The sequence below is a fragment of the Paenibacillus sp. TSM33 genome (assembly GCF_056099025.1).
Map to the genome: position 1 here is coordinate 83658 of NZ_JBLZXB010000009.1, position 14679 is coordinate 98336.

The following is a 14679-nucleotide window of genomic DNA, read 5'->3' on the forward strand; positions in this document are numbered from 1 at the left end:
GTCCACTTTAATAAGGTTGTGTTTGTTGGAGGTGTATGCTTAAATGTAGCGTGTATTTGTTGTTATTTGGATGCTGGAAGGATGATGGAATTTGTGTGCATATGCATGTAAGGGGCATATACCACTGCTGGAAAGCCCGCGTCTTCGGCTGCGAAGGATGGAAAGCCGGGATGCGGCTACAATGTTCGCTTGCTGGTCTGACCCGGAGGTTCACCGTTATATGAATCTTTCCGGTATGTCAGGACGTGAGGATGCAGAGGATATGATTGAGCTATTGAATGAGCTGGCGAAGACGGAAGATGCGCTGCGCTGGGGGATCGAACTGAAGGAGAACGGGAGGCTGATTGGAAGCTGCGGCTTTAATTATTGGCAGACGGAGGGAGCTTATAAAGCCGAGATTGGTTATGAGTTGGCCAAGCCTTATTGGCGACACGGTTATATGACCGAGGCGCTTCGCTTAGTGCTGTCATTCGGATATAACACGATTCGATTAAATCGGATCGAAGCGCTGGTGGACCCGCGCAATACAGGCTCACAAGCCCTGCTGTCCTCGATGGGCTGGTCCCAGGAAGGATTGTTACGGCAGGTACAGCATACATCTACAGGCTTTAAAGATATGCTGATGTATTCAATACTGCATGAAGAATGGCTTAGACTGGAGGCACAACGAAATGCTATTTCAGTATAACGGCGGTTCGTCGCCGCTGCACAGGCTTGGACCGTTAAGTAAGCTTATATGGGTGGGATGCTTTAGCCTCCTGTCGATGGCATGGGATTCGACGATACGGGAAGCGGCACTCCTGGTGGTACTGATCGCTGTGGCTGGCTTCGGCGCACGTTTGACGCTGGCACGCCAACTTCGCGCTATGTCGTTCCTGATTGGTTTAGGTATTCCGTATTTTATTCTGTCTATCCTAGCGATTCGAGAAGGGCATACAATCGCTTCATGGGGACCCATTGTGATTACAACTGAGGGACTGGATATCGCGGGGGCATTAACGCTGCGGATTTTTGTATTGTTTTTGGCATCCTATATCTATCTCTCGACGACCGATCCCCGAGATTTTGTGCAGGCTTTGAATATGCGCTTGCGTGTGCCTTATCGGTTTGCGTTCGGTATTTCTGTGGCGTTGACTTTTCTACCCTTATTGGAAGAAGAGGGGCAAACCATTATGGCTGCACGGCGTGTTCGGGGGCAGATGCCACCACGAGGATGGGGCAATCGCTTATCATGGTGGAGCGGGTATGCGGCTGCTGTGTTGGTGAATGCCGTGAGACGCGTTCAGCAGACGGCGTTGGCTATGGAAGGCAAAGGTTTTGGCGCATATGCAGAACGGACGTATCTTCGAACACTGAAGAATGGGCGTTTAGGCTACGTATATGCTGTGATTGCTGTATTCGCTACGGCTGTTTTATGGTGGGTATGATAAAGAAGCAGCCCCTTTTTTTGCTCTTATTGTCAACTTGTTAAATAAAATTAGGTTGACAATAAGATGGCGGATGAATACATTTATACAGTAACAGTTTGTACAAGGGCCAGAGTCTATGACCTTGTATACTAGATTATGGAGAGGAGTCAAGAATTATATATGAAGGGATCTCGTGTTTTTGCCAAGTTTACAACGCTGGATATCGTGTTAATGGCCATGCTGGCTACGTTGAACGGCGTCATGACTGTGTATTTGTCGATGATTAACAAAACGTTAAACAGTCTGGGAGGGCCGATCGCAACTTCCGCTATTGTTGGGCTGTACATGATATATGGTTTACTGGCCTATTATATTATTCGTAAGCCAGGTACGGCGGTAATTGCTTATGCCTTTGGCGCGGTAGTGCAGTCTTTTATGGGCTCTGCCTATGGAATTGCATCTATCATTGCGGCAGCTGTCTGCTATATGGTTGCGGCGGAGCTTGTATTTGCTCTATTGCGGTATCGACGCTGGAGCACAGTTTCACTGATGCTGGTGGGCGGGGCCATGGTTCCCCTGTGGTTTATTGTGGCAGCCAATATGTTTGGCTATATGCATTGGGGATGGAAGGTGCTGACGGTTGCACTGGTCGTTCGTATCCTGAGCGGCATTATCCTGTGTGGTCTGCTGACAAAAATACTAGGCGATGCCTTGAATCGTACAGGTCTATTAAAACGCTTTGAACTGGGCCGCGCTTCACGTGCATAACCAAGGCTTACATAGTTATAGCCTGAACAATAGGGATCGAGGGTATTTCGGTTATGAATGAACGTAGTGATCATGATGCAGAAAATAGAATAGCTGTCTCCTTAAGGGATTTTGGCTATCGGTATGATGACCAGCTGGAGCCAGCGTTACATGGTCTGACGCTGGACATTGCGGTGGGTGAGCACGTAGCCATTGTTGGAGCTAGTGGAAGTGGAAAGTCTACGCTGTGCCAGCTGCTTCATGGCGGGTTGTCCCGTTCTGGCGAAGGCGAACGGACGGGCGAGCTGACCGTGTTCGGGATGGACCCCGACACCGCTGAATTGGCTACGGTCGCCACCACTGTCGGCGTCGTGCTTCAGGACCCGGATGCCCAGCTGGTGCAGGGGATCGTCGAAGACGAAATTGCTTTTGGACCGGAGAACCTGCGCGTACATCCGGCAGAAATAGAGCAGCGCCTTGCCGCTGCGCTGGGGGCCGTTGGCCTGGCATCCGAGCGAGGCTCCTTCGTGCGGCGCCTCTCGGGAGGCCAACGCCAACGCACCACCATTGCTGCGGTGCTGGCGCTTGAAACACCGCTGGTCGTGTTCGACGACGCAGCGGCGCAGTTGGACCCGCCGGCGGTACGTGAATTCGTCCTGCTATGTCGGCGGCTCCATGCCGCAGGCCGGACGGTGATCACCGCGTCAGGCCGCATAGACGATGGCGTGCGTGCAGCGCAGCGCGTCATCGTGCTGAAGGACGGGACCGTGCAGCTGCAAGGCCCGCCCGAAGAACTACTGCGCGAGCATGGTGAGCAGCTGGCAGCCTGGGGGCTGCTTCCCTCTTCCGCAGGGAGGGAAGACATACTGCGTGAGCCGGGGGTGAATTCCGGCTCGGCAGCTTATTACGCTGGGCAACCGTTGCTGGAGGTGAAGGGATTGCCCTTCACCTACCCAGGCAGCCAGCGCCCGGCGCTCAAGGGCGTGAGTCTTGCCCTTGCGCCTGGCGATCGAGCCGTAATGCTGGGCGAGAACGGCTCTGGCAAAACCACGCTGGGCAAGCTGCTTATGGGCTTGCTCCCCGCACCGAAGGGATGCATGTGGTGGGAGGGGCAGGATATGTCGAAGCTGCCCATTCACCGACTGGCTGCCGGAATCGGCTATGTATTCCAGCAGCCAGAGCATCAGTTTGCAGCTGCAACGGTGTGGGAAGAGTGCTTGTACAGTGTCCGGGCCAAGCTTGGTTTACGGGCCGGAGATCCAGTTCCCGCTGTATATGAGGAACGGGCGCAACGCTTACTGGCATCCGCCAGGCTGGATCACAGGCTGAATGCCTCCCCGTACCTGCTAAGTGGAGGCGAAAAAAGGCTTTTGAGCGTTGCGGCACAGTTCATCTTACCCAAAAAGCTTTACATTTTGGATGAGCCGACTGCGGGAACGGATTACGAAGGGGCGAACAGTCTGCTCCGTATGTGTACAGAGCAAGTTGCTGAAGGCGCGGCTTTTCTAATCATTACCCACGATATGCAGATAGCTGAAAGCTTTGCCACCCATGTTCTGCGCATGGAAGAGGGGTATCTCTATAAAACGGAAAATAGCGGGAATGATCATACGATTACAGTTGACAAAAATTAAGGATATGTAGACAATAATATATATACATCGTACACAACAGGCGGCCTATATAGGCCGCCTGTTTACGATTATGCAGTGCGGGTAATCATCCATCTGAGAGGGAAAACCGCACAGATACAACACAGTTTGTACAAGGAAAGGATTTGTGATTTGCTTGGGAAATGATAAACCTATGAAGCGCGGACTCGTGCTGACAGGTGTTCTATTGGCCACCTTTCTGGCCGCGATTGAAGGAACGGTTATCGGTCCAGCGGGACCGACAATTGTGAGTGAACTGGGCAGTGTGAATTTGCTCAGCTGGATTTTTACGGCATATTTGCTAACAATGGCTGTAACCACGCCTATTTTCGGCAAGCTTAGCGATTTGTTTGGCCGAAAGCCCATTTTTCTAATTGGCTGTTCGTTATTTGTGCTTGGCTCTTTGCTTTGCATGCTGGCTGGTAGTATGGAGCAGCTTATTTTATACCGGGCCATTCAAGGGATTGGAGCAGGCGGTGTCATCCCTGTTACTTTTACCATTATCGGTGATATATACAAAATGGAGGAACGTGGTAAAGTCCAAGGTATGATCAGCTCGGTATGGGGGATTTCTTCTCTGGTTGGGCCTCTATTGGGCGGTTACGTAGTCACGTATTTTGGCTGGGAATGGATTTTCGGCTTTAACATTCCCTTTGGATTGCTGGCCATGTTCTTCATCGCCCGTTGGCTGCGGGAACAGGTAAGCAAGCGTACCGCACGTATCGACGTGGCGGGGGCGGTTACCTTTACCATCGGGATGACGGCACTCTTGCTTGTATTGGCCCTGGGGGGACAGTATATCGGTTGGGCTTCTCCTGAATTGCTGGCCTTGGCTGCCGTGGCCATTTTGTTCCTGATTTTGTTTTTGGTTATCGAAAAGCGCGCTCAGGAACCAATGGTGCCTCTGAAGCTGTTTCGGATACGGGATATTGCTTTTTCCTGTGCCGCTGCACTACTCGTCAGTACCCTGCTAATCGGGCTGACTAGCTATCTTCCCCTATGGATTCAAGGCGTACACGGCGGAGATGCCGCTTCATCTGGTCTGGCGCTGGCTCCAATGTCGGTAGGTTGGTTGTTTGGATCGATGATCGGAGGACGCATTTTGCTGACGCTGGGTTCGCGTCGAACTTCTTTGATCGGTCTGACCCTGATTGTATTGGGGGCCTTCGTCATGACCTTGATGGACCAAACAGCTCCAATCTGGCTGCTGTTCCTGTCCACATTATTGTATGGACTGGGATTTGGCTTCTCGATAACCGTGTTCACGATTATTGCTCAGTCCTCGGTAGGATTCCAGCTGCGTGGCGCATCTACAGCTTTGAATACGTTCCTGCGCACGTTGGGGCAAACGATTGGGGTTGCAGCCTTCGGTTCATGGCTGAATTACCGCATTGCAGCACAGACAGCTGACGGACAGCTTACACAGCAAGGGGTTACACAGGAAGATATTAATGGTCTGCTGGCCCCGCATGCTTCACAGAGTCTAAGTGACAAGGTTGCCGAATTACTCCGTTCTGTACTGGAAAACAGTCTGCATTCTCTATTCGTGATCATGGTCGTTATTGCGGTGATTAGCTGGTTTGTTGTCCTCGGATTGCAGAATCGTCCACCAGGCACGGAGGAAGAGGCAGATCAGCGTGTGAAGACACCACAAAGAGAACACGCATAAAAAATAATATACTTCTTTCATATTGAAGAGACAGTCCGGTACACCAATAAGGGGCCGGGCTGTTTCTTTATGCTAAGGTCTCTCCTCCTACGGATTCAGCAAAAAGCCACCTCGTATAGGACCGATAAATTCCCCAATATACAAAAAGTAAATAAAAATCCCCTAGAGATTGCGATATATTCATATGATATAGGTTACAAAGTGGTAAAAAAGTCTTAAAAAATTGTAACAAAAAAGCTGTTTCTGAATTGAGCTATAGGGTACTAAGGAACCATTTTTTTGCACCCGCTTACAATTCGAGCATTTTATGATTTATTTTAGAACAATTTTGCATGTGAATGAAGCAACCAACCAAGCAAAATGGGATACGAAAAAAAATCAAGTAACAAATTTTTCTGAATGTAATAGGAATGAAAAAAAAGGAATTTTCAGAAAATTACTAGGAAAATATGAGGATGAAATTCATACAGGAATCTGTTTTCTTCCCTCACATAATAGGGCTTTTCAGTCTATATCAATCGTTTGACATACCATATAAAATGGCTCTAGCCAACGAAAAAGTTGGGCTTCAACACTAGAAAGCATAATTACATTAAGGGAGATGGAGTACTTGAAGTTTAACAAATGGTTCAGTAAAGCAGCCACGGCAACAGTAGCAACTACCTTACTGTTAGGAGGCGGCGTGCAGGCTTTTGCAAAAGAAAATGATAAGGCTGATTTCAATGCAGACAATGCATTTACCCAAATTACGCGTAATGACATGCTGAATATTTTCAAACAGCAAGGCAAAGAGAAATATGAGGTTCCATCCTTCGATGCCTCTACAATTAAGAATATTCCTTCTGCTATTGGTCACGATAGCTCTGGCAAGCAGATTGATCTGGATGTCTGGGACAGCTGGCCGTTACAAAATGCTGATGGCACAGTAGCTAATTACAAGGGATATAATATCGTTTTTGGATTGGCAGGAGATCCTAAACGAGGCGAGGATACATTTATATATCTCTTCTATCAAAAAGCGGGTAATACTTCACTGAGCGGCTGGAAAAATGCTGGCAGAGTATTTAAAGACAATGATAAATTGCTTTCCAACGATCCGATTCTAAAAAATCAGTCAGAAGAATGGTCCGGCTCAGCTACCTTAACCTCTGATGGACATGTACGTTTGTTCTATACCAGCAGACAGCCCTATGACCCAAATAACAAATTATACGGCAAGCAAACTTTGAGCACGGCTCAAATTAATGTCTCTCAGCCTGATGGTGAGACCCTGAAAGTAGATGGAGTCGAGGATTTGAAATCAATCTATGACGGTGGAGATGGGAAAACCTATCAAAATGTACAGCAAAGCGTCGGAATAGACATGGATAATCATACCCTTCGAGACCCTCACTATGTCGAGGATCAAGGCCACAAATATATTATCTTTGAAGCCAACACAGGAACAGAGACAGGCTATCAGGGCGAAGATTCAATTCAAAACCCAGCTTATTATGGCGGTAATAAGAAATTCTTCACGGATGAGCAGCAAAACCTGCTGCAAAGTCCTAAGAAAAAGGGGGCTGAGCTGGCAAACGGCGCACTGGGTATCGTTGAATTGAACGATAACTATACGTTGAAAAATGTAATGCCTCCATTGATTGCATCCAATCTGGTAACAGATGAAATTGAACGGGCGAATGTGTTCAAAATGAACGGTTTGTGGTATTTATTTACGAGTACAAGAGGTTCAAAGGTGACTGTAGATGCAATCGGTGACGATGATATTTACATGCTGGGTTATGTTTCTACTTCCTTGACAGGGCCTTATAAACCGTTGAATGGAACCGGTCTCGTTCTTCATCAGGATCTGGATCGTGATGATATTACCTGGACGTATGCCCATTTTGCTATCCCGCAAGGTAAAGGCAATAACGTAGTTGTGTCGAGTTATATGACCAATCGAGGGCTTTTCCCGGATCACAAATCTACTTTCGCGCCAAGCTTCCTGCTGAATATTAAAGGTTCGAAAACCTCTGTTGTGAAAAACGGTATTCTGGAACAAGGGCAAATCACGATTGATCCAGATAAGGACAAAAAAGAACCGCAAAATGAGTATGGCAAGAAATAAGTAGTAGGTACAAGCAGTATGTCCGAAGGCGGCAGCTTGGTAGCAACCCAATCTGTCGTCCATCGGACGATACATAACGATGCAATAAGAGGTAAGGAGGATCGTCATAATGAGAAAAAAAGCTCCCAAGAGTATTTGGATACGATCCGTAGTAGTCATCACAGGCTTAACGATATTTATAGCTATGGGGTGGAGTATGTACCAACAGGATGCAGGCGCCCCCCCAAAACCTACTGCAACTCCAAAAAATCAAGCGAAACAAAGTAAGCATACAACACCGACCTATCGGGCAGCCTATCATTTCACCGTCCCGGATAAGTGGAAAAATGATCCGCAGCGGCCTATTTATATGGACGGGAAATATCATTATTACTATTTATATAATCGTGATTACCCTCACAAGAACGGTACAGAATGGCGACATGCCACATCCACCGACCTGGTTCATTGGAAAGATGAAGGAGTGGCGATTCCTAAATATACGAACCCGAACGGAGATCCTTGGTCCGGTTCGGTCGTGATCGATGATAATGGCACCGCTGGTTTTGGAAAAGGCGCACTTGTAGCCATTGTCACACAGCCCTCCGCAGATGGAGGAAAGCAGGAACAATTTCTGTGGTACAGTAAGGACAAAGGCAAGACGTTTACTTCTTATCGCAACAAGCCCGTGATGTCCAACCCTGGTACGAAGGATTTCAGAGATCCCAAGATCATCCGGGATATTCAACGTAATCAATGGGTGATGGTCATGGCAGAGGGAACGAAGATTGGCTTTTATAAGTCTAAAAATTTAAAAGATTGGCAGTTTACGAGTGGCTTTCAAACGGAAAACATCGGGCTGGTGGAATGTCCTGACCTTTACCAGATGCGCGCGGATGATGGGACCTATCAATGGATTCTGGGCGCGAGCGCCAATAGTAAACCAACCGGCGGACCCAATACGTATACCTACTGGACGGGAGATTTTAATGGAGAAGCATTTCTCCCTGATCGCAATGAGCCGGAGTGGCTGGATTATGGCTTTGACTGGTATGGTGCGGTCACGTTCGAGGACGGCAAAGCCAAAGACCAATACAGTCACCGTTATGCGCTGGCCTGGATGAACAATTGGGATTATGCCAACAACACGCCTACCCTCAAAGAAGGCTTTAATGGAATGGATTCGGTTGTTCGCCAAATTCGGTTAAAGCGTACAACTGATGTCGGCTATCGCTTGGTTTCACAACCTGTACCAGCTTTAGAGCAATTCCCAACTGCAACGGAGTCATTGGGCAAGATCCAAGTAGAAGGGACTCACAAGCTTCCGGTAGCAGGTGATGCCTATCAGCTAGAAGCGGATGTATCTTGGTCAACGATCAAAAATACAGGATTGAGGCTTCGAGAGTCTGCGGATGGCAAGCGTCATGTAGATGTGGGTGTTTCGGTGGAGGGTCAATACTCTTTTGTAAACAGAGCGAACACTGGGCAGCCAGATCAGAGTGGAAAATATGTAGAGAGTAAGGCGCCTTTTGATACCGACAAAAAAAATGTCCACTTGAGGATTCTCGTCGATAAAACCAGCATCGAAGTCTTTGTAGATGATGGAGAAGTAGCTTATTCCTCCTTAATATTCCCACGCTTAGAGGATCAGGGAATTACTCTTTTTTCAGATGGCGGTAAGGCTATTTTTAATAATGTAGTGATCAAACATTTTAGTCATTAAAAAAGTCCACCCTTTTATAAGGGTGGACTTTTTGGGTATAAAGCTTATTTTCTTTTAGCACAGCTATAGGATTGTTCTTTTATTCACAATTGAACAGTTGCTAAAGTTACTATTCATTCTATTTGTGATAAGGTGACAGGTTATCAGCGCTACGGCCCAATTTTTTGAGCAAGCCGATGAGTTGATCTCTTTCGGTTTCGCTGATTCCGCTAAAGGCACGTTCAATCTGACGTGTATAATCAGGATAAATTTCGTCCATGACGCGTTGTCCTTCATCCGTCAACTCTGCATATATAATACGACGATCTTGGTCGCACGGGTGACGGTGCAAATAACCACGGCTCTCCAGCTTGTCGATAACATAAGTGACATTTCCGCTTTGCAGAAGCAGCTTGGCTCCAATTTGTTGAATTGGCTGTGCTCCCTTGTGATATAAAACTTCCATCACGGCGAAGGCCGTTGGGTTGAAGCCCACCGTTTTGATGCCAGCAACCGCATGTTCGTTTACACTTTTGAATGACTTGGCAAACACGCTATACAAATGCATGGATTGCTGTGTCACCAATGTTCGGTAATCTATCATCTTCATTCCGCCTTTATGTATGGATTTGGGCATCCTTTGACCGCTCGGTTCGGATGACCGGGCAACCATACCCTTACTACTAGCATAAAGGGATTTACGTAGGGAAAACATGCGATTTGTCACAGTAGCTGCTTTTTTAATTATTTAATTTCAAAGCTTTAAGGTAAATTTTTGAAAAATAAAGGTTTTGAATGTAAAAATACCGTTCCGGTTGGTTATATTAACAAATAACATAGCTAATGAACCCAAATAACAAAATAAGATTAATTCAGAGGAGATGAAGTACATGGATACGGGTTCTTTCCGTTTTCAATTTCGTGATCCGCAGCAAGCCGCCCAGGCCTGTGAAACATTAAAGGAGATTGGATACTCTGCCAGCACGAACGGTGATACAGGTCTCAGTGTTCACGTAGAGAACCAGGATGTACTGTCTGCATTAGAGATTTGCCAAGCTTACGAAGGAAGTATCATTGAGACGGGAGTTCTCACTTATCGTCCAGGTAATCAAAATAATATCGGTGTGCAAAATCCAGGCTATAGTCCGGAGGATTGGATTATTCCAGCGCACATCATCAATGAAGACTGGAGCGAGGCGTATAAAAACGGCTCTTCCCAAACGTTTACGAACACAACACAAGAACACAACGTCAGCTCTGATCAACAACCGGAAGACGAAGTGGACGGTTTTTCGGGTAGTGTCCATACCTGAATAATGGTGTCCGCCCTGGCTGCCACTTTGGAACAAAAAGGTTCCTTCAAAACCATGACTAATGGTTTGAAGGAACCTTTTTTTATAATGAGAAACAGGTGAAAAGGACATTGTGAAAACTAAGATTCTTGGATCGTGCATAAGGGCAGCAATCGTAGGAAATACCAAAAGAAGTTCAGAAAGGAGGTTTTGATCTTGCAAAAACTTGGAGTTCACGAAAAGTTGGAATTGCATGAGCTGCTTACGTTTAAAACAATTTGTATCACAAAAACTCAAACCATGCTTCCTTTAGTCTCAGATTCAAATTTAAAAAATATTTTACAGCAGGATATCAGCAGCGGTACACAAGATATTCAACAGCTTAGAAATCTGCTTGTATAATTTAAGGAGGAATAACGTGAATTCTTTTATTGAGAATATGACCGGTACGACCCCCATGACCGATCAGGTGATTGCTTCAGATCTGTTAATTTCAGCTAAAAGTGGGATCAAAAACTACGCCGCGGCTTTAACAGAGTCCACCAGCTCAGAAGTTCGAAATGTCCTTTGTGACCAATTGAGCAAAGCTGTTAATCTTCATGAGCAAATTTTTAATTATATGAAGAACAATGGTTACTACAACGCCTATGATCCGGATCAGCAAATTCAAATGGATATTCAAAATGCAGACAAGGCACTTTCTTTGCCCAAAATGTGAAACGTTTAATTAAAAAGAAGCATCAGCAAACCTTAATCAGTTTGCTGGTGCTTCTTTATTACAAATTGAATTGGACTTCACATGAAATATGAGAAGAAGGGAATCATAAAAAACAAAGAATCGGTCTCAAATCCAGAATAGGGTGATTTCTTATGGGCAAGTCTTCAGCGGGCAAACAAAAAGATCAAAAACTAAAATGGTGGCAGCTGAGCTTGTTAGGAGTTGCAGGCACCATCGGTACAGGGTATTTTCTCGGGTCCAGTTTAGCGATTTCCATTGGTGGCCCAGCCGTACTGATTGCTTACTTCTTGGCAGCAGTCGGAACGTATGTGGTGTTTGATGCCCTTTCGCGCATGACGGCAGATCATCCAGAACAGGGCTCTTTCCGTTCGTATGCCCAAAAAGCATTTGGGAATTGGGCAGGCTTCGGCAGTGGCTGGGTGTATTGGTTCTCAGAATTGCTTATTAATGGGAGTCAACTAACCGCGCTGTCTATATTTTCACGCTTTTGGTTTCCTCAGGTACCGATGTGGATTTTTGCCGCAGGCTTCGGGCTCTTGGGGCTTGTGATTGTTTTTTTTGGCAATAAGGGTTTTGATCGTGTAGAAAATGTACTCGCCATCATTAAGATAGCGGCTCTTGTGATGTTTTTGGTTCTAGCGGTTGCGCTTTTGGCAGGCTGGATCGGAGGAGGGAAGTATAATCCGAAGTTCCCACTCAGCTACAAAGACTTTTTTCCAACCGGTGGCATAGGATTGTGGTCATCTTTTATTTTCGCCTTTTATGCATACGGAGGTATTGAAGTGCTCGGAATTATGTCTAACCGACTTCAAAACCCGGAGGAAGCACCCAAAGCAGGAAAGGTCATGCTGATTACGCTGGTTGCAGTGTATGTTCTATCGATTGGGCTGGCTGTGTCTATGGTACCATTAAGTGCCTTTAATCCGAAGGAAAGTCCTTTTGTGCTTGCGCTCAGTAGCGATCATCTGGTCTTTGTGCCTCATTTGTTTAATGGAGTCCTTATTATTGCAGGATTCTCAACAATGACAGCATCGCTATATGCAGAGACTTCGATGATGATTACTCTTGCCCAAGAAGGAGATGCGCCCACACGGTTTTCACGGAAGTGGAAGGGCAAATATCCGCTTTATGCACTCAGTTTGATCTCTGTTGGATTAATTTCAGCAATCGTATTATCGTTGCTGCTACCGGGAAAAGTGTATGAATATATCACAACAGCTGCGGGCTTAATGCTGTTATATAACTGGTGCTTTATTTTGCTGTCTTCAGGTAAGTTACTGGAATCAAGCACATCGAGCAATATTAAACGCTGGATTGGATTATTGCTGATCGCTTTGGCTGTAGTTGGCGCCTTTTTTCATAAGCTTAGCCGCCCTGGTGTTTACATCAGTTTACTGCTGGTCTTGTTAATTGCAATATGTGACCTCATTGTACAATGGGTGCGTCGAAAGCACGGCAAGGAATCTCGTTAACTTTATGAAGAAGACAAGCGTTAACGTAAAAAAAGTAATTGAAATGCCTGTACACCAAAATAAAAGCCAAAGCCTACAAGAGACAGACCTGACATCCAAGAGATGGTTTTAAGCAATCCAGGTTTGAGAAATCTACGGAAAACACTTGAAGCGGCTGCCATCGTCACATCCCAGGCCAACACGCCTAGTACAATCGCTCCGCTGTAAATCAATAGCTGTTGTACTGGATAAGTATTAGCGACGTTGGCCAGTATGGACCCGTAAATTCCAAGCCAGAAAAGGATGGAGAGAGGATTAAACAACGACATCAGAAAGCCAGCTACAAAAGAGTTGGTCAGGGTATTACCATTTCCCCTTAATTCGGATTCTGAAATCACACCAGCATTTTTGATGCTTTCAAGACCTGTATACACAAGCACGAAAAAGCCAAACAGCCATAAAAAAGCTTTGACAAATGGGGAATTAAGAAGATGGATCATTCCCAAATAGACAAGCATCATATAGATAATGTCTGCTGTGATTGCACCTAGCCCAATAAACCAGGCATGCCAAAATCCATTTTTAATCCCTCGATCTAACTGCGCGGCATTGATAGGTCCAATAGGAGCTGAAAGAGACAGACCCAGAAAAACATAACTGATAAATGTACTAATGGTGTTTTCCTCCTTGATTATTTATTGGACGTTATGTATTTGTCTCATTTAGTTTATTCGGACAAACCCATGTGTAAGACCATATTTTTTGCGCGTATTTTGTAGGCATAGCCTTCTGTATCACTAACCCAACCGATGAATTAAATCTCCCAAAAGGAGCTCTAATCCTCATACAAGAGGGTTAGAGCCTTTTTTATAAGGGGGCTTGACACTTTTAATGAAAGCGCTTATATTTATCTCGTAGACAATACGTTATATAACGTTATATAAAAGGAGAGATAAAAAATGAATGTACAACAGACAGTTCAGACGATTTATGAACAAGCGAATGGGAAGATTTCTGAGGTTTATTTAGTAGCCTGCGGGGGCTCACTAGTTGATATGTATCCTTCAAAATATTTTCTGGATAGTGAAGCAAAGAAACTGGTAGCAGGCATGTATACAGCGAATGAGTTTGTACATGCGTTGCCTAAACGATTGGGAGCACACTCAGTGGTCATCGTTTGTTCCCACGGTGGAAATACTCCAGAATCGGTCGCGGCTGCTAAATCAGCCAAAGAGAAAGGTGCTTATACCATCGGCTTAACCCACAATAGTGAAGCGAACCTGCTCAACTATTCGGATTATTCCTTCCTCTACGAGTGGGGTGATGAGAGCGATGTTAAAAACAACCCGATGGCCATTATTTTAGAACTTACGGTTGAACTGCTTCAAATCGCTGAGGGATATGCGCATTACCCGGCTTTCCAGAACGGATTGGGTGCAATCAATGGGATTATTAACCGTGCCAAAGTCCAAGTTGAACCACGTGCCCAAGTATTCGCAGACAGATACCGCAACGAGGAACTCTTCTATATCCTGACCAGCGGAGCGTCTTATGGACATGCTTACGGATTTGCCATCTGCTCGCTGATGGAAATGCAATGGCTCCATGCAGCTTCTATCCATTCCGGTGAATTCTTCCATGGCCCATTTGAAGTAACGGATAAGGAAACTCCATTTATTCTGATGATCAACGAAGGACGTACACGGGCGCTGGATGAGCGGGCACAGACTTTCCTGAATCAGTATGCCGAGAAAGTGGAAGTGATTGATGCAAAGGAGCTTGGCATCGGAACGATTGCAGACGAAGTAGTAGAGTTTTTTAACCCGGTGTTATTCTACAGCATTGTATGTGTGTATCGTGAAGCACTCGCGAAAGTACGCAATCACCCATTGGAAACTCGCCGTTATATGGGCAAAGTAGCTTACTAAG

General features: G+C 45.9%; 14 protein-coding genes. 12 read left to right on the forward strand and 2 right to left on the reverse strand.

Annotation, left to right across the window (positions count from 1 at the left end):
* The first annotated feature begins 91 nt into the window (after window positions 1–91).
* From ACN6NF_RS03645 to ACN6NF_RS03675, 7 genes are all read left to right on the forward strand, one after another.
* Window positions 92–688, forward strand: coding sequence for a GNAT family N-acetyltransferase (locus ACN6NF_RS03645; RefSeq protein WP_285694260.1), 597 nt, complete (start codon window positions 92–94; stop codon window positions 686–688).
* Entirely contained in the window at window positions 672–1427 is a 756-nt protein-coding gene (locus tag ACN6NF_RS03650) for an energy-coupling factor transporter transmembrane component T family protein (RefSeq protein WP_102999219.1), read from the forward strand. Before ACN6NF_RS03645 ends, ACN6NF_RS03650 begins: the two co-directional genes overlap by 17 nt.
* A gap of 162 nt (window positions 1428–1589) precedes the next feature.
* Complete coding sequence (locus ACN6NF_RS03655) at window positions 1590–2177, forward strand: ECF transporter S component (RefSeq protein WP_285694263.1); 588 nt, start codon at window positions 1590–1592, stop codon at window positions 2175–2177.
* A gap of 53 nt (window positions 2178–2230) precedes the next feature.
* Window positions 2231–3790, forward strand: coding sequence for an ABC transporter ATP-binding protein (locus tag ACN6NF_RS03660; protein WP_474315230.1), 1560 nt, complete (start codon window positions 2231–2233; stop codon window positions 3788–3790).
* A 172-nt stretch (window positions 3791–3962) separates the two neighbouring features.
* Entirely contained in the window at window positions 3963–5477 is a 1515-nt protein-coding gene (locus ACN6NF_RS03665) for an MDR family MFS transporter (RefSeq protein ID WP_474315233.1), read from the forward strand.
* A 610-nt stretch (window positions 5478–6087) separates the two neighbouring features.
* Window positions 6088–7587, forward strand: a complete 1500-nt coding sequence (locus tag ACN6NF_RS03670; RefSeq protein WP_474315236.1) for a glycoside hydrolase family 68 protein — start codon at window positions 6088–6090, stop codon at window positions 7585–7587.
* Between the two features lie 109 nt (window positions 7588–7696).
* Window positions 7697–9289, forward strand: a complete 1593-nt coding sequence (locus tag ACN6NF_RS03675; RefSeq protein ID WP_474315239.1) for a glycoside hydrolase family 32 protein — start codon at window positions 7697–7699, stop codon at window positions 9287–9289.
* Window positions 9290–9407: 118 nt separating this feature from the next.
* Here ACN6NF_RS03675 and ACN6NF_RS03680 read toward each other — a convergent pair whose 3' ends face one another.
* Window positions 9408–9872, reverse strand: a complete 465-nt coding sequence (locus ACN6NF_RS03680) for a MarR family winged helix-turn-helix transcriptional regulator (RefSeq protein WP_013369372.1) — start codon at window positions 9870–9872, stop codon at window positions 9408–9410.
* A 286-nt stretch (window positions 9873–10158) separates the two neighbouring features.
* Between ACN6NF_RS03680 and ACN6NF_RS03685 the strand changes: the two genes are divergently transcribed.
* The 4 genes from ACN6NF_RS03685 (at window position 10159) to ACN6NF_RS03700 (ending at window position 12771) form a co-directional block, all read left to right on the forward strand.
* Complete coding sequence (locus ACN6NF_RS03685) at window positions 10159–10581, forward strand: hypothetical protein (protein ID WP_474315242.1); 423 nt, start codon at window positions 10159–10161, stop codon at window positions 10579–10581.
* A 195-nt stretch (window positions 10582–10776) separates the two neighbouring features.
* Window positions 10777–10962, forward strand: coding sequence for a hypothetical protein (locus tag ACN6NF_RS03690; protein ID WP_474315245.1), 186 nt, complete (start codon window positions 10777–10779; stop codon window positions 10960–10962).
* A 16-nt stretch (window positions 10963–10978) separates the two neighbouring features.
* Window positions 10979–11278, forward strand: a complete 300-nt coding sequence (locus ACN6NF_RS03695) for a spore coat protein (protein WP_474315246.1) — start codon at window positions 10979–10981, stop codon at window positions 11276–11278.
* 152 nt (window positions 11279–11430) lie between these two features.
* Window positions 11431–12771 (forward strand): amino acid permease, encoded by a 1341-nt coding sequence (locus ACN6NF_RS03700; RefSeq protein WP_474315249.1) that lies wholly within the window; start codon window positions 11431–11433, stop codon window positions 12769–12771.
* A 20-nt stretch (window positions 12772–12791) separates the two neighbouring features.
* Here the strand turns inward: ACN6NF_RS03700 and ACN6NF_RS03705 are convergent, their stop codons facing one another.
* The gene (locus ACN6NF_RS03705; protein WP_474315382.1) at window positions 12792–13424 is read right to left on the reverse strand and encodes a LysE family transporter; all 633 of its coding nucleotides are present in this window, start codon (window positions 13422–13424) and stop codon (window positions 12792–12794) included.
* A gap of 285 nt (window positions 13425–13709) precedes the next feature.
* Here ACN6NF_RS03705 and ACN6NF_RS03710 point away from each other — a divergent pair, with 285 nt between their 5' ends.
* Window positions 13710–14678, forward strand: a complete 969-nt coding sequence (locus tag ACN6NF_RS03710) for an SIS domain-containing protein (protein WP_474315252.1) — start codon at window positions 13710–13712, stop codon at window positions 14676–14678.
* Window position 14679: the final 1 nt, after the last annotated feature.